The sequence below is a fragment of the Nonomuraea sp. NPDC050404 genome, from assembly GCF_040655495.1.
Classification (GTDB): Bacteria; Actinomycetota; Actinomycetes; order Streptosporangiales; family Streptosporangiaceae; genus Nonomuraea.
The window spans coordinates 210,584-234,863 of the sequence record NZ_JBFAKB010000021.1 but is presented as its reverse complement, the minus strand read 5'-3'; the positions used below and the strand labels follow the sequence as shown (position 1 = coordinate 234,863).

Genomic DNA, 24,280 nt, shown 5'->3' with positions numbered 1-24,280 from the left:
TTGTAGTCGAGGGTGTAGTCCCCGAGTGCCGTGCTGCGGCCCCTCGCGTCGTAGCCGAAGGTCCACTGCGGCGTGGCCGCCTCCGCGCCGGCACCCGTCTGCTTGGTGATGCGGCCGAGCGCGTCGTAGGCGTGGTCGATGCGCACCCCGCCGGGCTGCAGCGCCGCGGTCATGTTGCCGCCCGCGTCGTAGACGTAGGTCCAGGTGCGATCCGCTTCCGCGGGGTGGGCGGCGGTCTCCGGCTCGATCGTCTTCTCGGCCAGGCCGAGGCTGTTGAACGTGGTCCAGACGGTGTTGCCGCGCCCGTCCGTGGACCGGGTCAGCGCCCCGGTCACGTCGTACCCGTACGACGTCTTGATCGACTTGCCGTCGGAGATCGGCTCGGTCAGCTCGACCAGCTCATCCGTGGCGTCGAAGACGCTGCGGATGGTGTGACCTTCCGGTGTGGTCTCCGTCGTCTCGTTGCCGTTCGCGTCGTAGCCGTAGCGGGTGGTCCGCAGCTCCTTGCCGGTGTCGTCGGTCTCCGCGACCGCGATCGGGCGACCGGCCTGGTCGTACTCGCTGAGCGTGGAGTTGTTCAGCGCGTTGGTGACCTTGGTCGAGCGGCCGGCCAGGTCGTACTCGTAGGAGGTGGCGTTGCCGGCCGGGTCGGTCTCCTTGGTGATCTCGCCGGCCGCGTTCACCGCCCAGGAGGTGGTCCGGTTGAGCGGCCCGATCTCCTTGGTCCGCGCGCCCGCGTCGTTGTAGTGCAGATTCGTGACGAACGTCTCCGCGGCCGGCTTGCGCTCCAGCACCGTGGTGGTGATCGGGCGGCCCAAGTCGTCGTACGTGCTCTGCGTCCGGGCCCCGGTCGGGTCCACGGCCGCGAGCAGTTCGCCGGCCTCGTCGTACTCGTACACCCACTGCCCGGCGGGCTTGCCGGTGACGGCGGGCTCGGTGACGCGGACCCGGTTGCCGAGCGCGTCGTACTCGGTGCTCCAAGTAGAACCGCGCTCGTCGGTGTACTTGGTCACCTGGCCGGCCGGGTTGTAGGCGAAGGTCTCGGTCGGGGTGAGCGTCTGACCACCCGGCTGCTTGTACGCGAACCCGGTGACCGACACCAGCCGGCCGAGCCGGTCGAAGGCTGAGGTCGTGGTCGCGCCCGCCTCGTCCACCTCATGCGTACGGCGACCGGCGCTGTCATAGCCGAAGCGCAACGTCGGCCGCTCGGTCTTGGCCTCCGCCCCGTACACCTCGGTCTTGACCTGCGGCGCCTTGACCTCGATCAGCCGGCCCGCGGAGTCGTAGCGGTGCTGCGTGGTGAACTCGGCCGCGGCGGCGCCCGCAACGTTGCCGCGCGGATCCGTCCGCTCGACCGCCAGGCCGCGCTCGTCGACCTTCACCGTGGTGATCAGGTCCTGATCGCCGTTCTCCACGGTGCGCCGGGTCAGCACGTCGTCGTCGTTGTAGGCGAACTCGACGCTCTCCGTGCGGCTGGTGCCTGACGCGGTCCTGGTGACCTTGGTGACGTTGTCGTTGGCGTCGTAGGCGTAGGTGTTCCTGCGGTACAGGTCGGTGGGGTCGAACGTCTCGGCCGTCAGCCGACCGGCCGCGTCGACGTCATAGTTCACCTGCTCCAGACCGCCGCCGCCGACGACCCTGACGAGGTTGCCTGCCGCGTCGTAGGTGTTCTCCTCCAGCACCACGTTCCGCTTGGTGTCGGAGCCGTTCAGCTTGGCCTCGGCGGCGGTCACCTTGTGGAGCTGGTTGTCGGCGTAGTAGCTGTAGGTGGTCTTGCGGCCCATCGCGTCCGTCTGAGCGGCCAGGCGCCCGCCCTGGTCGTAGGAGAACGACTCCAGCACCAGGTCCTTGGCCGGTTGCGGGGACACCGGGCTGCCGGTCCAGCCCTTCAGCGTGCTGCTCGCCAGCTGGCCCCGCTCCGTGTAGGCGTACTCGATGCGGTTGCCCAGTTCGTCCACCATGGCGCTCTGGTCGCCGCGTTCGTCATAGGCGTAGGAGACCTTGCCGCCCTCCGGCCCGGTCACCGTCTCCATCCGGCCGAAGTCGTCGTAGGTGTAGGTGACCGTGCATGCCTGGTCGCCGCCGGTCAGGTCGGAGGCGGTCTCGGTGAGCGTGTTGCCGTCGGCGTCGTAGGTGTACTTCGTCTCCGCCGTGTGGGTGACGCCGGTGACCTCGTTCTTGACGCCGGGCCCCTTGTGAGTGGCCACGCGGTTCATCGCGTCGTAGGTGAACGTCGTGGTCACGCCGTCGGGGTCGGCCGAGGACACCTCCGTCTTGGTCACCACCCGCCCGAGCGGGTCGTGGCCGTACTTCGTGACCAGCCCGGCCGGCAGCCGCACCTCGGCATGGTCGCCGGCCGCGGTGTAGGCGTGCGTGGTGACCTTGCCCCGGTGGTCGGTCTCCCTCTTCACCAGACCTGCGGGGGTGGATCCGCCGCCCACCGCCGGCTCGCTGCCGTCGGTGTACTCCAAGGTGGTGACACGGCCGTCGGGGAAGTCGGAGGTGGCCGGAGTGGTCTGCTTGGTCTGCTCGCCGTGGGAGTTGTACTCGATGGTGGTGAGGTAGCGGTTGTCGGTCTCCGAGGACGAGCGGGCGTCCCGTACGGCGGTGAGCCGGTTGTTGCGCGGGTCGAGGGGGTCGTCGGCGTTGAAGTGGTAACTGCGGTAGACGTACTGGCAGTCACCGGCCTTGCGGCAGGTCTTCACCCGGATGGCGTTGCCGCGTTTGTCGTGCCACTGCTGGAACACGGTTCCGTTCGGGTCGGTCTTCTTGACCGCGAAACCACCCGTGTCGTACTCGTAGGTGGTCTTGCTCCCGATCTGGTCGGCCGTGTACGCCAGCCGCGCGTTGCGCAGCGAGTCGTAGGCGTAGTCCAGGGTCTCGCCGCGCGGATCCGTCAGCTTGATCGTGTAGAGGCCCTCGACCCAGTCGATCTCGGAGCCGCCGAGCTGCCAGAGGCCCCCGCCACCATCGGTGTGGGTCTGCAGCCGGTCGGTCGCCGGATGGTAGGTGTTCTTGGCCCAGATCCGGCCGGACGGCAGCGTGGTCTGGGCCAGCTTGTGACTGATCTTCGTCCGGGCGTTCCAGTGGGACTGGACCTGGGCTTCGGTCAGCGGCTTGCCATACAGCGCGAACTCGTCGATCGAGCCCTTGAACGCGAACACACCCGACGCCGACGGGCCACCAGGAAGGCTGGACCACGAGTTGGCACGTTCGGCGCTGCCCACATAGGCCTCGGGGCGGTATTCGTCCACGAGGGCGCCGCTCAGCTCCCCGACCAGCTGCCCGTCGAGGTAGAGCCGCTGCTTGTCGGCCGACACGGTGAGCGCCACGTGGTGCCACTTGTCGTCGTTGACCGGACCGGACGACGTGATCGGCTTGAAGCCTACGCCTCGCACCTCGCCCAGTTGGCCGCGCAACTTGCCGTCCGTGCCCACGTACAGGACGGGATCCTCGGCGCCGAGCCCGTAACCGAGCTGGCCGGTCGAGAAGATCACGCCGTTCTGCGAGGTCTTGATCCAGCCCTCGATCGTCATCTGGTCGCCGAGCCGGTCCACCATGTTCTCCAGCAGCATCATCGAGGACCTGGTGAAGCCAGCGGCGGTGTCGGTGGTGCCTTCCAGCGCGCCCGGCGCGCCCACGGTGACGTTGTTGTACTGGCCGTCGCCCAAGACGCTGCCCAGGTTCACGGCCGGCTCGTCCTTCGCGTCGCCCAGCCGCCAGTAGCCCACCGGCTCGGCGTCGAGCACCAGCCCCTTGTAGCGGGAGCCGTCGTCGTAGGCGTAGGTGGTGCAGTTCGGCGCGGCCATCGGCGAGCACACCGACGTCAGGTTGTCGCCGGTGTAGGTGTAGGTCCAGGTCTGCGCCTTGCCGTCCACCGGGTCGGTGGACACCGTGGCCACGCGCGGGCCGTTCCAGGTGAAATGGAGTTTTCTGCCGCCGGCGCCGGTCACCGTGTCGAAGGTGCCGTCGGCGTTGTACGTCAGCGTCTGCGCCCGCCTGCGGGTGTCCTCGATCTTCGCCAGGCGTCCCGCCTCGTTGAAGACGTACGTCGTCGCGTAGGTGTCCTTCAGCCGCCAGCCGCCGCCGTCCACGTCGGCCAGCACGTCCTTCCTGCCCGGCGGCGGCTGGTAGGTGCCGTCGCCCCGGGCCGCGAACCGGACCTTGCGCCCGCTGGCGTAGGTGACCAGCAGCCCGGTGACCGTCGTCCCCGACCGCTCGGCCACGACGTTCATGTCCCAGGAGGTCGACCAGGAGGCGCCGAAGATTCCGCTGGTACGCGCGTCCAGGCTGTTGTAAGTGCGCAGCACCGCCAGGTCCGGCCCGGCCGCCTGCACCCGCGCGTCCACCACGGTCGTCGTGTAGTTGCCGCTGACCAGCGAGAACTCTTTGCCGTCGCCGAGTTGCTCACCCAGATGAGGGCTGTTGAACGGCTGCGTCGCCCCGGTGACGATCAACTGCTTGTCGCTGACGGTGACGCTGCCACTGGCGGGGTCGGCGATGCGCACCCACCACTCGTACTGCTTGCCCCACTCCATCGTGCCCGCCGGCACGTTCCAGGTGTCCTGGCCCAGCTTTGCGCCGGAGTTCCAGCACGGCGGCGCCGGAGGAGGAGGAAAGACGACCTCGTCCGTCTCCTCCGGCTTCTCGCAGACGTTGAAGGTGTAGCGCAGGTCCTCCCACGACCCGCCGCTGAGGTCCGTCACCCACACCTGCAGCAACGGAGTCACGGTGCTCACCATCGACCCCGCCTCGGGGTACAGGCTGTTGATCAGCACGCCGGCGGCCATCGTCGCCCGATCGGCCTGCTCGGCGCGCCGGGTTCCGCCGGGCAGGTCCTTGTCATCCGACTCGGACTTCGCCGCCGCCTCCCGCAGCGCCGTTCGCGGCCACCCTCCGGCGTCACGCGGCAGCGCGCCCTTCACCGGGGCGTCCGCCGCCGGCTCCGCGGTCACGGCGACCCGCTGCAGACCGGGTAAGACGCCCGCGGAACCCCGCTGCTGCTTCGGTATCACGACAGCGGCCGACTCGACGTTCACCTGGGCGGAGGCGGGCATCGTCGCCACCTGGACGAGCCCGGGCAGGCTGGCGACCAGCAGGACTCCCGCTGCTCGGGACACAAAGGCATGCCAAAGGAACCGGCGCATAGGCCCGTCACGCTCCAAAACCACAACGAGGGACACCAGAGGTGTCGAACGTCGCTCCACCCACCCGGCAGGCTGATCCTGACTCGTGCGGCTCGGGAGCTCTGACCAAACGGGGCAAAGACTAACCAGCACCCGATCAAGTCGACAAGATCACTTCTGTCACCGCATACGCGCCCAAAGTGACAGATAGAAGAAATATAGATCAGAACAGCTCATATCGGGTATAGCGGGCAAATCCGCCACCGGAACCCGGCCCCAATGGCGGAGCCGGGCTCTCATGGCTGGTCAGGCGCTGATGAGCTCGGCCATCGTCAGGTCGCGGAAGGCCGTGATCGGCACGTCTTCGGATGAGCGCTGGAAGAGCGCTCCCGATGACCGGTGGGGCAGGTCGACCGTGCGGATGTGACGAAAGCCACGGTCGCGGTAGTAGTCCTGCAGTCGCGGGTTGCCCTTGGCGCAGTCGAGGCGGAGCCAGGGCAGGCCCGCCGCGTGGGCCGAGGCGCACGCCCAGTCCAGCAGCGCGTCGCCGAGGCCGGAGCCCGACCATGGGCGCGCGACGGCCAGTTTGTGGATGTAGAGGGCCGCCGCCGGGTGGTCGGCCGGAGTCCAGAACTCCGGATCGGCGTGATCGTCGAGGGCGATGGTGGCCACCGGAGGGGCCGATTCGTCGGGGTCGAGGTATCTGAGCTCGTCGTCCAGCAGGTACAGCACCCGGTCCTCGATGAGCGGCTCGATGCGCTCGGGGCCGAAACCGCCGCGGGGCCATTGCCGCAACCCCTGCGCGTACAGCCACTCGGCGGTGTCCGAGAGCAGCGTGAGCACGCCGGGAAGGTCCGCGGGTTCCGCTCTCCTGAGCGAGAGCGGATGAAGCAGGGTGTTTGTGTGCATAGTACAACCCTTCGGTACAGTGGGTTTCCACGCGAACGCAGAGCGTGATGACGCAATGTCGCGTAGGGGCGAAATGGGGCCTCAACCCGATATATATGGATAAATGGCGATTTAGGGGAGTATGCACGACTCCCCTTGGCCAGCGAGGCGGCTATTTCTCGCTGCGCCCGGCCGGCGGGATCACCCCTTCACCCACGAACTCGTCAGCGGCGACGATCGAGCTCGTATCTGATCAGATGTTTGTCGGCTGGCAACACCGACACGGCGACACGCACAGGCATGTCTGCCCCGTCGTACCCCACTCGCACGTACACCATGACTGGCGTTCCGAGCTCAAGCTGGAGGCGTTCGGCTTCCTCCTGGTTGGGCATGCGGGCCCAGATGTCGTCAACGACACGTGCCTGCGCATGACCCAGTTCTTCCAGCACCCGGTTCGCCCCTCGCGCGATGTCCCCGGGCCTGGCGATCTCGGAGTCGGCAACCATGTCACGGGGGAAATAGGAATCGTTGGTGTTGTACGGCTGTCCGTCCACGAAACGCAGACGGCGTCTCACCACCGCCAATTCACCGTCGGCCAGTTCCAGCCTGCTGGCGATCTCCTCGACGGGAGACACCGTCAGCACCTCGATGTACTGGCTCGGCGCACGGCCTTCCTGCGCGACGGCGTAGGCGAACGCCTCGCGCAGTTCCCCTCTGGGTTGCGGCTCCAGCTCCCGCTGCGGATAGATCAGCAGCGGTCTGCGGTCTCTGACCACGGTTCCGCGCCGGGGCGTGCGCGTCACGAGTCCCTCGTTGACGAGTTCCCCGAGGGCCAGTCTTACGGTGTTCCTGCTCACCCCATGGTCTTCCATGAGCTGCGCCTCGGTCGGAAGCTGCGAGCCGGGGCCAAGGGCACCCGAGTAGATGGCTCGTCGCAACTCCGAAGCCACCTGCTGATACAGCACCGACCTTGCCACTTTCACCCCTTTTGTTCCAACAATTTAGACGATCTGGTTCTAACTGGCCACAACCCCTTGACCGGACCCCCTGGACCGGCCCATCATCCATTCGTTGGTACAAATCCATCTAAAGGCCGGTGAGGGGGTGAAGGCCAGTGCTGCCGGACCGCACGGGTACGCCGTACCTGTCCTGGCATGACCCTCGCGAAATGCGGGGGATCACCCACACCTACCAGAGCAATGGCGACGGTGTGTCCGCGCTATCGGTGCTTTCTGAGCTGACCGTGCGATGCGACGACGGATCCTTTGTCTGGAACAAGGAGGGTGGCGCCCCCGTCGCGCATCCCATCGATGACCCGGTTGGTGCAGCTCGACGCATCGCCGCACGTTGCCGGCCACTGGGACCTTCGCGCTCCCCCATCGACTCCGCGTGCGAGCCAACGGTCTAGGACTCCATCCCTCGCCGGAGTCCTGGCTCCGTCGCACGCGGGGCAGGAAGCGCGTCCTGGCGGGTCCCCCACGCCCGCCAGGACGCGCTTTCCTCCGAGGACCTGCCGACACCGCCTCCATCTCCCGATGGGGGCCTTTCTCTTTCCGGCGGGGCGCGGGCGGCCCGGACCCGGATCCTGGGGCGGCTGACCCGGGCTCCGGAGCGCGAGGGCCGGCGGCAGGCGGGCAGGCTCGGGTGGTGCGACCTCGCGGTCGCCGCCATCATCGAGTCCGTACCGATCACATCTGCCGCCAAATCCGAGCCGTCCACATCGACGACGCCTACTGCCACATCATCGACCCTCGGAGCCCCACCTGGGGGCAGCTTCGGAAGGGTGGGACTGGTGGGATTTTCCGGTACCAATCCATTTTCGGGACCAAGGTCGACTAGTGGGAGGATTTCCGCTTGAGCGGATGGGGATGCAGTTATCCGGCATCGGCCGGCGCCCAATCCATCAGCGTGACCCCCGCCCCCACCTCGGTGAACACACCTGCGACCCGCTCCATCGCCTCGGGAGGCCGCTCCCCGCGCCAGTTGCCGTATACAAGGCAGCCCGGAATGGCCGTCAAACGGACCATTACCACTAGGTATGGATCGCGCCGTCCCGGCACGAAGGGCTGGTGGCTGACGATCCAGCTCTCCACCGTCCCCTCGGGCACCACCGGACGCCACCGCCACACCTCCGTACGGCAGGCGGCGCAGAACGCGCGCGGAGGGAAGCGAAGTGTGCCGCAGGAGTCGCATTCCTGGACCGCGAACTCCCCTCGGGCCACCCGCTCCCACCACGGAGCCGAGTCGCGGTCCGGCTGCGGCGGGTACGCGGACACTCACGGCCTCCTGAGGATGAGCGCGGAGGTGGCGGGCAGGACGTAGCCGGGCTGGGCCGTGGAGAGCGCCACCTGCGCCCCCGGCACCTGCCGGTCCCCCGCCTCGCCCCTGAGCTGCGAGACCGCCTCGGCGATGTGGTTGACGCCGTGCACGTACCCCTCGGACAGGAAGCCTCCGTGCGTGTTGACCGGCAGCTCGCCGTCCAGGTCGATCGCCCCGGAGGCCGCGTACGGGCCGCCCTCGCCCTTGGCGCAGAACCCGTAGTCCTCCAGCTGCACGATCACCGAGTAGGTGAAGCAGTCGTACAGCTCGGCCACGTCGATGTCCCCCGGCCCGAGCCCGGCCTGCGCGTACAGGCGCGGGGCCAGGTCCGCGGCGGCGGTCACCGTGGGGTCCTGGCACGACAGATGGGACGTGCCGCCGCCCCACGCGGCGGCCGACAGCAGGACCGGCGGGTGGCGCAGCGAGCGGGCCCGCTCCGCCGTGGTGACGACCACGGCGCAGGCCCCGTCGGTCTCCAGGCAGCAGTCCAGGAGGCGGAACGGCTCGGCGATCCATCTGCTGGTGAGATAGTCGTCGAGGGTGATGGGGGTGCGCATGAGGGCGCGCGGGTTCTTGGCGGCGTTGGCGCGCTGGGAGACGGCCAGGTGGCCGAAGTGTTCCTGGGTGGTGCCGTAGCGGAGCATGTGGGCGCGCGCGTACATGGCGAAGTGCTGGGGCGGCGCGACGAATCCGTACGGGGCCTGGTACTGCACCTCCGGGCTCACCGGCACGCCCCGGCCCGTCCCGCCCATGCGGAACTCCGAGCGGGCGTTGATCGCCCGGTAGCAGACGACGGTGTCGGCCATGCCCGTGGCCACCGCGAGCGCGGCCTGGCCGACGACCGCGTGGGAGACGCTGCCGCCGCCGAACTGGTCGAGGTGCCAGGCCAGGTCCGTCAGCCCCAGCGCCGGGCCGACCAGGGTGGGCGGGGCCGAGTCGCCCACCCTGTGCGTGGCCAGGCCGTCCACGTCGTCCGCGGTCAGGCCCGCGTCCCGCAGTGCCGCGAGCACGGCCCGGCAGGCCAGGGTGAGCGTGCTGACGCCGGAGTTCTTGCTGAAGGGGGTGTAGCCGACCCCGGCGATCGCGGTACGGTCGCGAAATTCAAGCAAGCGCTTGGGCACGTACGTCACGGTAGGCAGGCCCTTCAGAGGCTGTCAACGCCGGTGCCACTTCGGGCCTTTTCCGCGATCCCCCTACCATCCCAAGCAAGCGCTTGGTAATATGATCGCAGTCGGCGGAACGAGGAGGCGGACATGAGCACATACACCGCCCGGCCCATCACGCCGGACGGCTGTCGCGGCCTTCCGACGCCTCATCAGCGCAGGATTCGCAACGGAGCCGCCATGCCGACGGGGCACTCCCCCCACAACCAGAACGGCAATGTCGACAGCCGCCGCTTCCGGCAGGTGCTGGGCAGGTTCGCGACCGGGGTGGTGGCCATCACGGCCGTCGATCCGCTGGACGGGCAGCCGTGCGGGCTGGCCGCCAACTCCTTCACCTCGGTCTCGCTGGACCCGCCGCTGGTCGCGTTCTGCGTGGCCCACACCAGCACGAGCTGGCCCAGGCTGCGCGGCGCCAAGACCCTGACCGTGAATGTGCTGGCCGAGCACCAGCAGGCCGTCTGCGCGCAGATGGCGACCAAGGGCGGCGACAAGTTCGCGGGCCTGTCGTGGACGGTCTCCCCCGGCGGCAGCCCCGTACTCGAAGGCGCCCTGGCCTGGCTCGACTGCGCCGTCGAGGCCGTGCACCCGGCCGGCGACCACATGATCGTGGTGGCCCGGGTGCTGCACCTCGACACGGGCGGGGAAGGCGGGCCGCTGGTGTTCTTCCGTGGCGGCTACGGCGGGTTCGTTGAGCCTGCGTGAGCAGGCGCGGGCCTGGCTGGAGAAGAGCCTCGGCGGCGAGTTCGCCCACGCCAGGGGCCTGGGCGGCCCCGGCCGCGAGCACGAGGGGCACGAACTGCGCCAGGCGTGGGAGCGCCACCTCGGCGAGCACGGCTGGACCTGCCTGGGCTGGCCCGAACGGTACGGCGGGCGCGCCGCCACCCTGGCGGACCAGGTCGCCTTCCACGAGGAGTACGCCAGGGCCGACGCCCCCGCCCGGGTGGGCCTGATCGGCGAGGGGCTCATCGGCCCGACCATCCTCGAATTCGGCACCGACGAGCAGAAAGAGCGTTTCCTGCCGCCGATCCGGCGCGGCGAGGAGTTGTGGTGCCAGGGCTACTCCGAGCCGGAGGCCGGGTCCGACCTGGCCAACGTGCGGACCAGGGCCCGGCTCGAAGACGGCGAATGGGTGATCGACGGCCAGAAGGTGTGGACCTCGCTGGCGCACCTGGCCGACTGGTGCTTCGTGTTGTGCCGTACCGAGGAGGGTTCGCGGCGGCATCGCGGGCTGTCGTACCTGCTGGTTCCCATGCGGCAGGCGGGCGTGAGCGTCCGGCCGATCGTGCAGCTCACCGGGACCTCGGAGTTCAACGAGGTGTTCTTCGACGGCGCGCGCACGGCGGCGGGCAACCTGCTCGGGGCGCCCGGGGAGGGCTGGCGGGTCGCCATGGCCACGCTGGGGTACGAGCGCGGGGCGTCCACGCTCGGGCAGCAGATCGGGTTCAGGCGGGAGCTGGACAAGGTCATCGAGACTGCCCGGCGGACGGGGGCGGACGGGGATCCCGTGCTGCGCGATGCGCTGGTGCGGTCGTGGCTGGAGCTGGAGGTCATGCGGCGCAACGCGCTGCGGATGTTGCGGCCTGGGGCGGGGCCCGAGGTGTCGATCGCCAAGTTGTACTGGTCGGAGTGGCATCGCAGGCTGGGCGAGCTGGCGCAGGCCGTACAGGGCAGGGCGGGGCTGGTCACGGGCGTGGGCGGGCCGGTCACGGGCGTGGGCGGGCCGGTCACGGGCGTGGGCGGGCCGGTCGCGAACGGCGACGGGCTTGCGGACGGTGGCGAACCGGCTGTGGACGGCGGCGGCGGGCTCAGTGAGTTGCAGCGGCTGTATCTGTTCAGCCGGGCGGACACGATCTACGCCGGGTCCAGCGAGATCCAGCGCAACATCATCGCCGAGCGAACCCTCGGACTGCCCCGCTGAACCGCCCTACCGGATTGCCCCGCTGAGCTGGCCCGCTGATTGGAGAGGCCCATGTCACCCACCTACCCGAAGGCGCACGCCCTGCTCGACGGCAAGGTCACCCTGGTCACGGCCGCCGCGGGGGCCGGGATCGGTTACGCCACGGCCAGGCGCTGCGCCGAGGAGGGCGCCACGATCGTGATCTCCGACCGCCACGAGCGACGCCTGGCCGCCGCCGCCGAGGCGCTGGCCGAGCTCACGGGCGTCAAACCGCTCGCCGTCCCGTGCGACGTGACCTCCGAGGCCCAGGTGCGGGCGCTGTTCGAGGCGGTGGTCGAGGCGCACGGACGGCTGGACGTGGTGGTCAACAACGCGGGACTCGGCGGTACGGCGCCGCTGGCCGAGATGTCCGACGAGCAGTGGCACGCGGTCATCGACGTCACCCTGAACGGCACCATGCGCTGCACCAGGGCCGCGCTCCGGCAGATGATCGCCCAGGGCTCGGGCGCCATCGTCAACAACGCCTCGGTGGTCGGCTGGCGGGCCCAGCGCGGACAGGCGCACTACGCGGCGGCCAAGGCCGGGGTGATGGCGCTGACCAGGTGCGTGGCGCTGGAGGCCGCCGAGCACGGGGTACGGGTCAACGCGGTGTCGCCGTCGCTGGCCGTGCATCCGTTCCTGGCGAAGGTGACCAGCGAGGAACTACTGGCGGAGCTGACGGCCAAGGAGGCGTTCGGACGGTCGGCGGAGCCGTGGGAGGTGGCGAACGTGATCGTCTTCCTGGCCAGTGACTACGCGTCGTACATGACCGGCGAGGTCGTCTCGGTCTCCTCGCAGCACCCGTGACGATATCTTGCGGGACAAGATATAGTGCCTCTCGTGAACATCACCGAGCCCATGTTCCTGGCGCTGACCGCGCTGGTGGACGAGCCCAGGCACGGCTACGGGATCGTCCAGGAGGTCGACCGGCTGTCCGAGGGGCACGTACAGCTCAAGATCGGCACCCTGTACGGCGTGCTCGACCGCCTCTCCGCCGCCGGCCTGGTCGAACTCGACCGGGAAGAGGCCCAGAACGGCCGACTACGGCGCTACTACCGGCTGACCGACGACGGCGCCACGGCCCTCAGGGACGAGGCCGCCCGACTGGCCGCTACCGCCGAGGCCGCCACCACCCGCCTGCGAGCAAGGATGGCGGGAGGAGTCGCATGAGCCCACTCGACCAGCCCGACCAGGACCCCCCGCACCCGCTCGAACGGTCGATCCAGGACCACACGAGCCTGCTCAACCAGCCCGACCGGGACGGCGTGGGCTCACTCGACCAGCCCGACCCGCACGACATGAGCTTGCTCGACCAGCCTGACCAGGACCGCATGGGTTTGCTCGACCAGCCCGATCGGGATCGCATGGGCTTGCTCGAACGGCGATACCGCTCTGTCCTGCGCCTGCTGCCCGCCTCCTACCGCGCCGAGCGTGAGGAGGAGATGGTGGACGCGTTCATGGAGTCGTCGGGCGAGGTGTCTGACGAACTGAACCCGCGCCCCCACTGGGGTGAGATCGCCAGCGTGCTGTCCCTGTCCTGGCGGGTACGCCTCGGCGGCGCGGGCGCCACCCCGCGCCTGGCCGCCTGGGGCGAGGCCGTCCGGCTCGTGGCGCTGCTCGGGCTGGGCTATCAGGCCATGGGCAGCGTCCACCAGGTGCTGGGCTGGGTCCACGCGCTGACGTTCGGCTCGGACGTCGCGCTGACGGGCCCGCCGGGGTCCGTCGAACGGCTGGTGTCCATCACCGTCGCCGCGGCGGGCCTGTGCTCAGCCATCGCGTTCGTTGCGATCATGCGCGGCCACGTCAGGACAGCGAAGGTCACCGCCGTGATCGGCGCGGCACCCACCCTGATCTACACGCTGGTCCCGATGATCCTGGCCGGCCCCCTGACCGACCGGCCACTGTCGGAGTTCATGACCCTGGCCTTCACGGCAGTGCCAGTGATCGCCCTCCTGACGGGCTACCACAGCGACGTCACACCGCGCCGCCGGCCGTGGGGCGCGACCCTGGCACCGGCGGCAGCGGGCCTGGCAACGCTGGGCGGCAGCCTGCTGATCGCCGCCCTGCGACCGACCGAGCCGGACGTGCTCCATCTCCTCTGGCTCGACCTCGGCGCGACCATCCTGGCGTGGACCGCAGGCGCCCTTTACGTACTCACCAGCCGACGCTCCCCCTCCTGGGCGCTGGCCATGTCGGTCATCGGGCTCCTCCTGCTGACGATGCGACTGCCACTGCTGGACAACCTGCCGGAGGGCGCCTCGTGGGCAACGGTCTGCCTCCAGTGCGTGACCCTCTGGGCCCTGGCCACCTCACTCGCCTGGACGGGCGTACGCACCCTGCCAAGCCCTCGCCCGTTACCACAACCCTGACCTCCACCAACCCCACAGCGCCCCCACCGCCCCGGACCCGCCCCCACGGGCCCGCCAGGCGCGCCCAGCACTCCCGTCTCAACCTCCACGGGGCTTGCCAGACGCGCTTAGTGCTCCGGCCTTGACCTTCACGGGGCTTGCCAAGCGCGCCGAGCGCTCCGGCCTCAACCTCCACGGAGCTTGCCAAGCGCGCCCAGCACTCCGGCCTCGACATCCGCGGGGCCCGCCGAGCGCGCCCCGCCTATAGCCGCACCCCGGCCTCCACCGAGCCTTTCGGGCGCATCCACCGCCACAGGCCCGGCCTCCACCGATCCCTCCGAGGCACCCACCGCCACAGCCCCGACCTTCACCGAACCCTCCGGACGCACCCACCGCCACAGCCCCGACATCCACGGGGCCTGCTGGATGTGTGCCTGGTGGCGTAGCCCTGACCTTCAAGGTCAGGGAAAGATCGGGGTAGGCGGCAAGGGGATCGCGATCTAGTGTCCGGAACATGGGCACACGGTCTTCCTTCCTGCTCGATGTCCTCATGACGGAGTTCGGTGAGTCGATCAAGCGAGACCCCGCCGCGTTCAGGCGGAAATTTCGGAAGATGGCGGCTTCGCCGTTCGCCTTCTACCGGGGCAGCGCCTGCTTGTTCTACGCCGACATGGCAGGCGTGTTCGCCGACGACTCCTACCTCGACGGGCCCACCAGCAGGGTATGGATCCACGGCGACCTGCACGCGGAGAACTTCGGCACGTACATGAACGCCTCCGGTGTGCTCGTCTTCAACGTCAACGACTTCGACGAGGCGTACGTGGGGCCCTATGTCTGGGACCTCAAGCGGTTCGCGGCCAGCGTGGCTCTGATCGGGTACGCCAAGGCGCTGTCCGACGACTCGATCAGCGTGCTGGTGACCGACTTCGCCGGGGCGTACCTGGTGGAGTTGACCGCGCTCGCCGCGGGCGGAGACGAGGCGATCGGGTCGCTCACGCTGGAGAGCACGGGCGGCGTGCTGCACCGGGTGCTGCAGCGCGCCCGGCTCAGGACCCGGGTGGAGTTGCTGGACGTGGAGACCGTGATCGACGACTACGACCGGCGCTTCGCGCTCATGGAGGGGCGCGAACCGGTGGACGCGGCGACCAGGCGGGCCGTGCTGGAGGCGTTCGACGACTACCTGACCACGTTGCCCGTGACGGTCAACCCGGTCGAGCACGTGATCAAGGATGTGGCGCTGCGCAAGGGCGTGGGCATCGGGTCCGCGGGGCTGCCCTCGTACAATCTGCTGCTCGAAGGGCGTTCGCAGGCGCTGGAGAACGACGTCATCCTGTACATGAAGCAGGCGGCGGTGCCGGCGGTGGCCCGGCACGTCACCGACGAGAAGGTGGCCTCCTACTTCCTGCACCAGGGGCACCGCACGGCCGAGTCGCAGCGGGCGTTGCAGGCGTACGCCGATCCGTGGCTGGGGTACAGCACGCTCGAAGGGGTGGGGCAGCTCGTGGCCGAGGTGTCGCCGTACTCGGCCGATCTGGACTGGGACGATGTCAACGAGCCTGAGGAGTTGCGTTCGATCATCCAGGATCTGGGGCGGGCGGTGGCGCGCATGCACTCGGTGGCCGATGACGAGTCCAGCCATGACCTGGTGGACTTCTCGACGGAGGAGGCGATCGTGGCGGTGCTGGGTAACGACAAGTCCGGATTTATCGGGATGCTGGTTGACTTCGCCCATCGGTACGGACTGCAGGCCCGAGAGGATCATCAGCGATTCGTAGACCTGTTCCGCAACGGCCGGCTACCCGGAGTCTGAAAGCCCCCGCGGTTCCTGGTCCTGCTCCGCAGCAGCCGACTGGCCAGGGTCCGAAAGCTTCTGCTGTTCGTGGACCTGCTCCACGGCGGACGGCTGCCGAGGGCTGAAGACTTCTGCGATTCATGGGCCTGCACCGCGGTGGACGACTGCCTGAGGGCTGACAGCTCCAGCGGTTCGTGGGCCTGCTCCGCAGCGGAGGGCTGGCCGGAGTGGACGGCTTTCGTGGGGCTGCTCCACGGCAGACGACTGGCCGGGGTCGGACGGCTTCTGCGGTTCGTGGGCTGCTCCACGGCGGACGACTGCCCGGGGTCGGGCGGCTTCTGCGGTTTGTGGGGCTGCTCTGCGATGGGTGGCTGGCCGGAGTCTGCATGCTGCTATGGCAACCGACCAGTCGGTATGGCATGCTGCCAGAACATGACTCTGTTCTCAGTGGAAGGCAAGACCGTCGTCGTCACGGGCGGCTCGCGGGGCATCGGGCGCATGATCGCGGCCGGATTCGTGCAGGCGGGTGCGACCGTCTACATCTCCGCCCGCAAGACGGCCGAGGTCGAGAAGACCGCCGCCGAACTCGGCTGCTTCGCGGTGCCGGCCGACCTGTCCACGCCGGAAGGGCTGGAGCTGCTGGTCTCGGCGGTGGACGGACCGCTGCACGTACTGGTGAACAACGCGGGGGCGACCTGGGGCGCTCCGCTTGAGGAATATCCCGAGCACGCCTTCGACAAGCTCTGGAACATCAACGTCAAGGGCGTCTTCTACCTGACCCAGAGGTTCCTGCCACGCTTGCGGGAGGCGGCGGAGCCCGACGACCCGGCGCGGGTGATCAACGTGGGCTCGATCGACGGCCTCAAGGTGCCCGCGCTGGAAAGCTTCGCCTACTCCTCTACGAAGTCCGCCGTGCATATGTTGACCAGGCACCTGGCCAAGCGCCTGGCGAAGGAGCACATCACTGTCAACGCCATCGCCCCCGGCCCTTTCGACTCCAAGATGATGGCCTTCGCGCTCGACGACCCCGAAACCCGTGAGGCCATCGCCTCGAACGTGCCTCTGGGGCGTATCGGCAGGCCCGAGGACATGGCGGGCACGGCGATCTTCCTGTCATCGCGGGCGGGGGCGTACCTCACCGGCACGGTCATCCCGGTGGACGGCGGGATCTCCTGCTGATCACACGCGCGATCGTGACCCGTTCACGGCCTTGCGGGAGGATCCGTCGTGGCCTTACGGGAGGACCGACCGCAGCCTTGCACGCAAACCGATCATGGCCTTAAGCGCGAACCGACCGCAGCCTTGCTCGCGGACCGATCATGGCCTTGAGCGCGAGCCGACTGCAGCCTTGCGCGCGGACCGATCGCGGCCTTGCGGGCGGGCTGGTCATAGCCTTGCGGGCGGACGGATTACGGCCTTGCGGGCGAACCGGTCGCAGCCTTGCGGGCGGGCTGGTCGTAAGCCTTGCGGGCAGGCTGTCGCGGGCTGGTCAGAGTAGTTCGTGTAGCGCGGTGGCGAAGTTGGCGGCTGCGGAGGGGGCGTGGCTCAGGTAGAGGTAGGGCTCGGTCAGTTCCACCTCGATGACCACGGGTGTGTTGTCGGGCAACCGGACCAGGTCGATCCTGGCGTAGAGAAGGTCATGGGGTACGGCGGTGAGTACCTTCTCGGCAAGGTCGACCTGGTCCGGGGCTGGGGTGCGGGCCTGGGCCCGATCGATGTCGTCCGGGGTCACCCCCTCGGCGAGCATCGGGGTGCGCCGGACGGCGTGGCTGAAGCGGCCGTTGAAGTACAGCAGCGAGGTCTCGCCCTCCGACTCGACCATGTCGAGGTACGGCTGCACCATCGGCGTGCGGCCCGCGCCTTCCAGTGCGGCGGCCAGGGCCGTGGCCTGGGCGCGGTCGGTGGTCCTGGTGGTGTCGCGGGCACCGGCGGAGACGGCCGGCTTGACGACGTACTCGGGCCAGTCCGGCAGGCCCAGCGACGACCAGTGTGTGGGCACGGTCGGAACGCCCAGATCCCTCAGGTAGGTCTTGTCAGTATTCAGTTCGAGTACGGCGGCCGGGTTGAGCAGGCGCGTGACGGACTCCACGCCGCGCGCCCAGGCAAGGAACTCCGCCCTGCGCGGCACGTAGTCCCAGACGGACCTGACGACCACGGCGTCGTACGCACTCCAGTCGACGGCGGGATCGTCCCAGCGCTCGGCGCGCCCCTCGATGCCCGCCGCCCGCCAGGCGGCCAGGACCGGGTCAAGCTCGTCGTCGGCATCGAAGCCCGCAAATGTCGCATATGCGCAGATAGTCACGCACTCATGTTAATGCGCACATCTGCATGCTGATGCGGCGCGAGCCGGACCTCAACGGGCCCGGCTCGCCAGCTGCCGGGTGCGCCGCGCCACTGGCGGCGCGGGCGCGCCCGCCCGATTAGTCGTTGAAGTCGTCGGTGACCACGTCGCTGCCGTCGTTGCTCGTCACGGCGTTGCCGTTGACGTTGTTGATGCTCGTGGCGTCGGTGCCGCTCACGTTGGAGTTGCCGACGTTGCCGAAGTTGTTGCCGGACTGCGTGGAGTTGCGATTGGAGCTGGAGTTGCCCGCATTGGTGTCGGCGTAGGCGGGGGCCGACAGCAGGGTCACGCCCGCCGCGGCGACGACGACGCCTGCGACGCAGAGCTTCTTCATCATCTCGATGTCCTTTCAGAGTGCTGTTTGGGGACGTCAGCCGGTCAGTCGAAGATGTAAATCACCGTGATCCCGCCGTTGGTGGCGGTCGGAGCGAAGCCGTTGACGTTGTTGACGTTGGTGGAGTGACCCTCGCCGCGGTTGCCGGCCAGGACGTCACCGAAGTTGTTGCCCGACTGGGTCGAATCGTTGTTGCCGCTCGCATTGGCGGACCAGTTGTCACTGGTCAACGGGCCGGCCCAGTCATCGTCAGCGTGAGCGGGAACTGCGAGTAGTGCGCCGCCGACGACCGCTGACAGCACAGCCGCGGCGGCACACGCCCTTCTGATCACTTCTGCTCCTTCGCCAGTTGGGAAGCCCTACAAGAAGGCGGCTCGCCGGGCCCATGACGCACCGCCAACCCCGTTGACCTTCCTTGACCTCAGGGGATCAAGGTCAATGCGAGCATATACCGCTCCGTGGTCAAACGGTAGCAGTGAGTGATCGGAATATTGTTCGGAGCATACGCTGACATGGGGTGTCAGTGATGCGGGCCTAGCGTCGCGCGCATGATCTACGAATTGCGGCACTACACGACGCACGCGGGACAGCGGGACACTCTGATCTCCTTGTTCGAGCGGGAGTTCGTCGAGACACAGGAGGCCACGGGCATGCACGTCGCGGGCACTTTCCGCGAGGTGGATCGGCCCGACACGTTCCCGTGGCTGCGGGCTTTCCCCGACATGGCCGCACGGCGGGCGTCGCTGGAGGCCTTCTACAGCGGGCCCGTTTGGCGGGCCCACCGCGATGCCGCCAATGCCACCATGCTGGACTCCGACAACGTCTTCCTACTGCGGTCCGTGGGACCTCAAATGCCCATATGGGAGCGACCCCCCTTGGGGGCTAATGAGCTTCCATCGTCACTCTATGTAGTCACGATCTATCGCGTTGAGGGGGACGACTTCGCCGGCTTCTTTCTCCGAAAGGTCGCGCCAGTGCTGGTTGAAGCTGGTATTTCGCCGATCGGGTGCATGGAGAGTGAGTTGGCGGAGAACAATTTTCCGCGACTGCCCGTAAGGAGCGGGGAGAAGGTGTTCGTGTGGTTCGCCCGGTTCGAGACGCCGGAGGAGGAGCGGGAAGTGGATCTGCCGATGCTCGAAACCCGCCTCACCGCGCCACCGGAGCGGCTGCGGCTGCGGCCCACTGCCCGATCCTCGCTGCGGTGAGGATCGGGCGGTGCGCCGCCAGTAACGCACCCCCGTCGTTGGTGAAGCTCCCCGCCCATCAGCACGGGTCGGCCGGAGCTGCTGTACCCCGGGGGCGATGCGGCTGCCCCTCTCACCGGAGACACGCATCCCCGTCCCGGCCACGTTCACCGACCTGCCGGAGGCGGCGGCCGACCCATCAGCCAACCCATCATGGGCCCATCAGGCGGGCCATCAGCCGCCTGCGTCGCCGGAGACCAGGTGCGTCCAGGCGGGGATCTCGCCGCCGCCGTCCACCCTCACCTCGGCTCCTGTGACGTAACCGGGCGCGGCCAGCCAGAGGCATGCCTGCGCCACGTCGGCGGGGGTCGCCATTCGGCCGGCCGGAATGGCCCTGCCGTCGAGGTTGGACCAGCCACCGTAGTGGTCGGACCCATGGCGGTTGGACTCGTCGCGCCCAGACACGTGGCGATCAGACCCGTGGCGGACGGCCCCGTGATGCTCGGCCCCGTGATGCTCGGCCCCGTGATGCTCGGCCCCGTGATGCTCGGCCCCGTGATGCTCGGCCCCGTGATGCTCGGGCCCGTGATGCTCGGGCCCGTGATGCTCGGCCCCGTGATGCTCGGGCTCATGGCGGCCTGGCCCGTCGCGGTCCGACCAGTCGGGGTCGGACGCCCCACAGGTGGGTGCGGCCTGGGTGGGTGCAGCTTGGGTGGGAGCGGCCTGGGTGGGGGTGGGTTGGATGGTGGTCAGGCCTACGATGACCGTGTTGATCCGTACTAGAGGGGCCCATTCGGCGGCCAGGCAGCGGGACAGGTGGTGTAAGCCGGCCTTGGCGGCGCCGTATGCGGAGGTGGCGGGTGAAGGGCGGGTGCCGCTGGCGCTGCCGATCATCACGATGGCTCCGCCCGACTCCGCGAGGAGCGGGTATGCGCACTGCGAGACCAGCAGTGGAGCCGTCAGGTTGAGTTCGATGATGCGGGCGTGCAGGCGCGGCGAGGTGCCGTTCACGGGGGCGGGTGGCGTACCGCCTGCGTTGTTGATCACCACGTCGAGGCGGTCGAAGCTGGAGATCAGCCGCTCGACCTCCTCAAAGACGCGCACGTCGGCCCGTACGAAGCGGTGCTCGGCGCGCGCAGGCGGGGTGCGGCCGCAGATGGTGACGTCAGCGCCCGCGGCGCGGAAGGCGGCCGCGATGCCGGCGCCGATCCCCCTTGTGCCGCCGGTCACCAGGACGGACTTGCCCGTGTAGTCGTAAGTCACGGTCACGGGTGCTACCGTACCAAGCAAGCGTTAGGTGCGATACCTGGGAGCTGCCTTGGGGATCACGCTGCGGGACGGGCCCGTCGCCGAGATCGTGATGGATGTGCCGCCGGTGAACGCGCTGCCCGTGCGCGGCTGGGAGGAGCTGGCGCGGGCGTTGCGTACGGCCGGGGAGGATCCCGCGACCCGGGTGGTCGTGCTGCGGGCCGAGGGACGCGGCTTCAACGCCGGGGTGGACATCAAGGAGATGCGTGACACCGACGGCTTCACCGCCCTGGTCGGCGCCAACCGGGCGTGTCACGCGGCCTTCGGGGCCGTGTACGAGTGCGCCGTCCCCGTGATCGCCGCGGTGCACGGGTTCTGCCTGGGCGGCGGGGTCGGGCTGGCGGGTAACGCCGACGTGGTGGTGGCCGCCGAGGACGCCTACTTCGGGCTGCCCGAGGTGGACCGGGGCGCGCTCGGAGCGGCCACGCACCTGGCCAGGCTGGTGCCGGGGCATCTTCTGCGGGCCATGGTCTACACGTGCAGGAACGTGACGGCGGCGGAGTTGCACGTGTTCGGCTCGGTGCTGGAGGTGGTGCCGCGCGACAAGCTGCGCGAGGCCGCCATGGAGGTGGCGGGGCAGATCGCGGCCAAGGACCCATACGTGATCCGCCGCGCCAAAGAGTCGCTCAACGGCATCGACCCGATCGACGTCAACCGCAGCTACCGCTTCGAGCAGGGCTTCACCTACGAGCTGAACCTCATGGGCATCGGCGACCGGCACCGGGAGCGGTTCGAGTGACCGGGAGTGGGAGCGGGAGCGGGAGCGGTTCGAGTGAGCGGGCACGTCGGGTGAGCGGAGACCTCGGGTGAGCGGGGACGTTGAGTGAGCAGGGGCTTTGGGTGAGTCGTGACAAGGTGATGACGGCCGGGCAGGTGGCTGCCTCGGTGGAAAGCGGGATGACGGTCGGGATCGGTGGCTGGGGTTCGCGCCGCAAGCCCATGGCCCTCGTCCAGGCCCTGCTCAGGACCCCCGTACGCGACCTCACGATCATCTCCTACGGCGGCCCCGACGTCGGCCTGCTGTGTGCGGCCGGGAAGGTGCGCAAGGTCGTGGCCCCGTTCGTGACGCTCGACTCCATCCCCCTGGAGCCGAACTTCCGGCGGGCCCGGCAGACCGGGCAGATCGAGTTCGTGGAGTACGACGAGGGCATGTTCATGTTCGGGCTGCTGGCCGGGGCGCACGGGCTGCCGTTCCTGCCGACGCGGGCGGGCCTGGGCTCGGACGTGATGCGGGTCAACCCGGGGCTGCGGACGGTGCGTTCGCCGTACGGGGACGGGGAGGAGCTGGTGGCGGTGCCGGCGCTGACCATGGACGTGGCGCTGGTCCACCTGAACCGGGCCGACGCGCGCGGGAACGGCCAGTACCTGGGGCCCGATCCGTACTTCGACGACCTCTACGCCAAGGCGGCGCGGCGGTGTTACCTCTCGTGCGAGCGGGTGGTGGACACGGCCGACCTGCTCAAGGAGGGTCCCGTGCAGTCGTTGCTGATCAGCCGTTCGATGGTGGCGGGCGTGGTGGAGGCGCCGGGCGGGGCCGGGTTCACCTCGTGCGAGCCGGACTACGGACGCGACGAGGCGGCGCAGCGGCGTTATGTGGAGGAATCGCGTGAGCAGCAGGGCTGACGTGTGTGTGGTGGCGTGCGCGGAGGCGTTCAGGGGCGACGGGGAGATCCTCGCCGCCGGGATCGGCGGGGCGGTCACGGTGCTGGCGGCGCGGCTGGCGCGGCTGACGTTCGAGCCGGAGCTGCTCACGCACGACGGCGTCTGCCTGCTCACCGGCGACGTGCCCGCGCTTGGGCAGGCGCCGGAGGTGGTGGAGGGGTGGCTGCCGTTCCGCGAGCACCTGTGGCTGGTGCTGAACGGGCGGCGGCACGTCATGCTGGGCGCGAGCCAGATCGACCGGTACGGCAACACGAACATCTCCTGCGTCGGCGACTGGGCGCGGCCCAAGGCGCAGTTGCTGGGCGTGCGCGGGGCGCCGGGGAACACGCGCTGCGATCCGACGAGTTACTGGATCCCCCGGCATTCGCGGCGGACGTTCGTGCCCGAGGTGGACATGGTCAGCGGGCTCGGTACGGACCGGGGGGCGTATGAGCTGCGGCGGGTGGTGACGGATCTGGCGGTGCTGGACTTCGGGGCGGATGGTGGGGCGATGCGGCTGGTTTCCGTGCATCCCGGGGTGGGTGTGGACGAGGTGGTGGCGGCCACGGGGTTCGATCTTGACATTTCCGGAGGTGTCACCCAGACGCGGGAGCCGTCCGACGAGGAGCTGCGCGTACTGGACCGCCTCGACCCCAACCGGCTGCGCGACCGCGAGGTGGCGGCATGAGGGGAGCAGGCGCGAGAGCCGACACCGGAGCGGGAGTGGCCTCGTGATTACCGCGCTGACCTCGCTGGTTGGGTGCCGGTATCCGATCGTGCAGACCGGCATGGGATACGTTGCCGGTGCCCGGCTGGCGGCGGCCACCTCCCGGGCCGGTGGGCTGGGCGTGATCGGGGCGGCCACCATGTCGGTGCCCGAGATGCGGGCGGCGATCCGGCGCGTGAAGGAGCGTACGGACGCGCCTTTCGGGGTGAACCTGCGTGCCGACGCCGACGACGCGGCCGAGCGGGTGGAGGTGCTGATCGGCGAGGGTGTGCGGGTGGCGTCGTTCGCGATGGCGCCGCGCAGGGAGCTGATCGACCGCCTCAAGGACGCCGGTGTGGTGACGATCCCGTCGGTGGGGGCGCGGCGGCACGCGGAGAAGGTGGCGGGGTGGGGCGCGGACGCGGTGATCGTGCAGGGCGGCGAGGGCGGCGGGCACACGGGCCCGGTGGCGACCACGCTGCTGTTGCCGCAGGTGGTGGATGCGGTGGACATTCCGGTGGTCGCGGCGGGCGGGTTCTTCGACGGGCGGGGGCTGGTGGCGGCGCTGGCGTACGGGGCCTGCGGGATCGCCATGGGCACCCGTTTCCTGCTGACCAGCGACTCACCGGTGCCGGATGAGGTGAAGAAGTTCTACCTGGCGGCGCGGGAGACGGTCGTGACCAGGAACGTGGACGGGGTGCCGCACCGGGTGCTGAGCACGCCGTTCGTGGCCTCGCTCGAACGTTCGCGGCTGGTCAGGGCGGTGGTCAACGGGGCCAGGTTCAGGCGGTTGTCGGCGTTGTCGTGGCGTTCGATGCTGCGGGAGGGGCGGCGGATGCGGCGGGGGCGGGAGCTGACCTGGGCTCAGGTGCTGCAGGCGGCGAACACGCCGGTGCTGCTGCGGGCGGCCATGGTGGAGGGCCGGGTGGACCTTGGGGTGATGGCCTCGGGACAGGTGGTCGGGGTGATCGACGACCTGCCGTCCTGCTCGGAGCTGATCGAACGCATCATGGCGGAGGCCGACGCCGCCCTGACCCGCCTCCCCCACCCCTCATAACTCCCCCGCCCCATGCCTCCCGCGCGGACGCCTTCTCGGGGGACGCCTTCAGGGGGACGACCTCAGACGAGCGGGCGTCCTCAGAGGTCGGCGTCCTCAGGGATGGGCGTCCTCACGGGCGGGCCTCTCGATGAGGG

General features: G+C 69.3%; 21 protein-coding genes. 12 read left to right on the top strand and 9 right to left on the bottom strand.

Annotation, left to right across the window (positions count from 1 at the left end; genetic code table 11):
* From AB0I81_RS44330 to AB0I81_RS44310, 5 genes are all read right to left on the bottom strand, one after another.
* A partial coding sequence (locus AB0I81_RS44330; RefSeq protein WP_360670879.1) for a LamG-like jellyroll fold domain-containing protein occupies window positions 1-5,120 on the bottom strand: 5,120 nt, incomplete at its 3' end.
* A 312-nt stretch (window positions 5,121-5,432) separates the two neighbouring features.
* The gene (locus tag AB0I81_RS44325; protein ID WP_360670876.1) at window positions 5,433-5,969 is read right to left on the bottom strand and encodes a GNAT family N-acetyltransferase; all 537 of its coding nucleotides are present in this window, start codon (window positions 5,967-5,969) and stop codon (window positions 5,433-5,435) included.
* Between the two features lie 269 nt (window positions 5,970-6,238).
* Complete coding sequence (locus AB0I81_RS44320) at window positions 6,239-6,979, bottom strand: GntR family transcriptional regulator (RefSeq protein ID WP_360670873.1); 741 nt, start codon at window positions 6,977-6,979, stop codon at window positions 6,239-6,241.
* Window positions 6,980-7,888: 909 nt separating this feature from the next.
* Window positions 7,889-8,290, bottom strand: coding sequence for a zinc ribbon domain-containing protein (locus AB0I81_RS44315; RefSeq protein ID WP_360670870.1), 402 nt, complete (start codon window positions 8,288-8,290; stop codon window positions 7,889-7,891).
* Entirely contained in the window at window positions 8,291-9,454 is a 1,164-nt protein-coding gene (locus tag AB0I81_RS44310; protein WP_360670867.1) for an acetyl-CoA acetyltransferase, read from the bottom strand. It abuts the gene before it with no gap.
* A 222-nt stretch (window positions 9,455-9,676) separates the two neighbouring features.
* Here AB0I81_RS44310 and AB0I81_RS44305 point away from each other — a divergent pair, with 222 nt between their 5' ends.
* The 7 genes from AB0I81_RS44305 to AB0I81_RS44275 all read left to right on the top strand — a co-directional run bounded on the left by AB0I81_RS44305 (window position 9,677) and on the right by AB0I81_RS44275 (window position 16,751).
* The gene (locus tag AB0I81_RS44305) at window positions 9,677-10,198 is read left to right on the top strand and encodes a flavin reductase family protein (protein ID WP_360670898.1); all 522 of its coding nucleotides are present in this window, start codon (window positions 9,677-9,679) and stop codon (window positions 10,196-10,198) included.
* On the top strand, window positions 10,185-11,414 hold the full coding sequence (locus AB0I81_RS44300; RefSeq protein WP_360670864.1) for an acyl-CoA dehydrogenase family protein: 1,230 nt from the start codon (window positions 10,185-10,187) through the stop codon (window positions 11,412-11,414). The genes AB0I81_RS44305 and AB0I81_RS44300 overlap by 14 nt, the downstream gene beginning before the upstream one ends.
* Window positions 11,415-11,465: 51 nt before the next feature.
* The gene (locus AB0I81_RS44295) at window positions 11,466-12,239 is read left to right on the top strand and encodes an SDR family oxidoreductase (protein ID WP_360670861.1); all 774 of its coding nucleotides are present in this window, start codon (window positions 11,466-11,468) and stop codon (window positions 12,237-12,239) included.
* Between the two features lie 33 nt (window positions 12,240-12,272).
* A complete protein-coding gene (locus AB0I81_RS44290; protein WP_360670859.1) occupies window positions 12,273-12,602 on the top strand; it encodes a PadR family transcriptional regulator in 330 nt (109 codons plus the stop codon).
* Window positions 12,599-13,801: a hypothetical protein gene (locus AB0I81_RS44285; protein WP_360670856.1), complete on the top strand. Its 1,203-nt coding sequence runs from the start codon at window positions 12,599-12,601 to the stop codon at window positions 13,799-13,801. Before AB0I81_RS44290 ends, AB0I81_RS44285 begins: the two co-directional genes overlap by 4 nt.
* A gap of 493 nt (window positions 13,802-14,294) precedes the next feature.
* Window positions 14,295-15,590: a DUF2252 domain-containing protein gene (locus AB0I81_RS44280; RefSeq protein ID WP_360670853.1), complete on the top strand. Its 1,296-nt coding sequence runs from the start codon at window positions 14,295-14,297 to the stop codon at window positions 15,588-15,590.
* A 414-nt stretch (window positions 15,591-16,004) separates the two neighbouring features.
* The gene (locus AB0I81_RS44275; RefSeq protein WP_360670850.1) at window positions 16,005-16,751 is read left to right on the top strand and encodes an SDR family oxidoreductase; all 747 of its coding nucleotides are present in this window, start codon (window positions 16,005-16,007) and stop codon (window positions 16,749-16,751) included.
* Between the two features lie 310 nt (window positions 16,752-17,061).
* On the opposite strand, the gene AB0I81_RS44270 is transcribed toward AB0I81_RS44275, so the two are convergent.
* The 3 genes from AB0I81_RS44270 to AB0I81_RS44260 form a co-directional block, all read right to left on the bottom strand.
* Window positions 17,062-17,874 carry a hypothetical protein gene (locus tag AB0I81_RS44270; protein ID WP_360670847.1) on the bottom strand — a complete coding sequence of 271 codons (813 nt, stop codon included), beginning with the start codon at window positions 17,872-17,874 and terminating at the stop codon, window positions 17,062-17,064.
* A gap of 118 nt (window positions 17,875-17,992) precedes the next feature.
* On the bottom strand, window positions 17,993-18,250 hold the full coding sequence (locus AB0I81_RS44265; protein ID WP_360670844.1) for a hypothetical protein: 258 nt from the start codon (window positions 18,248-18,250) through the stop codon (window positions 17,993-17,995).
* 41 nt (window positions 18,251-18,291) lie between these two features.
* Window positions 18,292-18,579, bottom strand: coding sequence for a hypothetical protein (locus tag AB0I81_RS44260; protein WP_360670842.1), 288 nt, complete (start codon window positions 18,577-18,579; stop codon window positions 18,292-18,294).
* Between the two features lie 216 nt (window positions 18,580-18,795).
* Here AB0I81_RS44260 and AB0I81_RS44255 point away from each other — a divergent pair, with 216 nt between their 5' ends.
* Complete coding sequence (locus AB0I81_RS44255) at window positions 18,796-19,452, top strand: NIPSNAP family protein (RefSeq protein WP_360670839.1); 657 nt, start codon at window positions 18,796-18,798, stop codon at window positions 19,450-19,452.
* A gap of 213 nt (window positions 19,453-19,665) precedes the next feature.
* Here AB0I81_RS44255 and AB0I81_RS44250 read toward each other — a convergent pair whose 3' ends face one another.
* On the bottom strand, window positions 19,666-20,700 hold the full coding sequence (locus AB0I81_RS44250) for an SDR family oxidoreductase (RefSeq protein ID WP_360670836.1): 1,035 nt from the start codon (window positions 20,698-20,700) through the stop codon (window positions 19,666-19,668).
* 49 nt (window positions 20,701-20,749) lie between these two features.
* On the opposite strand from AB0I81_RS44250, the gene AB0I81_RS44245 reads away from it, so the two are divergent.
* The 4 genes from AB0I81_RS44245 to AB0I81_RS44230 all read left to right on the top strand — a co-directional run bounded on the left by AB0I81_RS44245 (window position 20,750) and on the right by AB0I81_RS44230 (window position 24,143).
* Window positions 20,750-21,478 carry an enoyl-CoA hydratase family protein gene (locus AB0I81_RS44245; RefSeq protein ID WP_360670833.1) on the top strand — a complete coding sequence of 243 codons (729 nt, stop codon included), beginning with the start codon at window positions 20,750-20,752 and terminating at the stop codon, window positions 21,476-21,478.
* 119 nt (window positions 21,479-21,597) lie between these two features.
* Window positions 21,598-22,362 (top strand): CoA-transferase, encoded by a 765-nt coding sequence (locus tag AB0I81_RS44240; protein WP_360670895.1) that lies wholly within the window; start codon window positions 21,598-21,600, stop codon window positions 22,360-22,362.
* Window positions 22,346-23,068 (top strand): CoA-transferase, encoded by a 723-nt coding sequence (locus AB0I81_RS44235; protein WP_360670830.1) that lies wholly within the window; start codon window positions 22,346-22,348, stop codon window positions 23,066-23,068. The genes AB0I81_RS44240 and AB0I81_RS44235 overlap by 17 nt, the downstream gene beginning before the upstream one ends.
* Window positions 23,069-23,111: 43 nt before the next feature.
* The gene (locus AB0I81_RS44230) at window positions 23,112-24,143 is read left to right on the top strand and encodes a nitronate monooxygenase (protein ID WP_360670827.1); all 1,032 of its coding nucleotides are present in this window, start codon (window positions 23,112-23,114) and stop codon (window positions 24,141-24,143) included.
* Window positions 24,144-24,280 lie beyond the last annotated feature (137 nt).

What these genes read in the sequence shown, in the direction of transcription:
- AB0I81_RS44275 (WP_360670850.1), top strand. Translation starts at nt 16,005, where the DNA reads ATGACTCTGTTCTCAGTGGAAGGCAAGACCGTCGTCGTCACGGGCGGC.
- AB0I81_RS44285 (WP_360670856.1), top strand. Translation starts at nt 12,599, where the DNA reads ATGAGCCCACTCGACCAGCCCGACCAGGACCCCCCGCACCCGCTCGAA.
- AB0I81_RS44265 (WP_360670844.1), bottom strand. Translation starts at nt 18,250, where the DNA reads ATGATGAAGAAGCTCTGCGTCGCAGGCGTCGTCGTCGCCGCGGCGGGC.
- AB0I81_RS44240 (WP_360670895.1), top strand. Translation starts at nt 21,598, where the DNA reads ATGACGGCCGGGCAGGTGGCTGCCTCGGTGGAAAGCGGGATGACGGTC.
- AB0I81_RS44280 (WP_360670853.1), top strand. Translation starts at nt 14,295, where the DNA reads ATGGGCACACGGTCTTCCTTCCTGCTCGATGTCCTCATGACGGAGTTC.
- AB0I81_RS44305 (WP_360670898.1), top strand. Translation starts at nt 9,677, where the DNA reads ATGCCGACGGGGCACTCCCCCCACAACCAGAACGGCAATGTCGACAGC.
- AB0I81_RS44295 (WP_360670861.1), top strand. Translation starts at nt 11,466, where the DNA reads ATGTCACCCACCTACCCGAAGGCGCACGCCCTGCTCGACGGCAAGGTC.
- AB0I81_RS44255 (WP_360670839.1), top strand. Translation starts at nt 18,796, where the DNA reads ATGATCTACGAATTGCGGCACTACACGACGCACGCGGGACAGCGGGAC.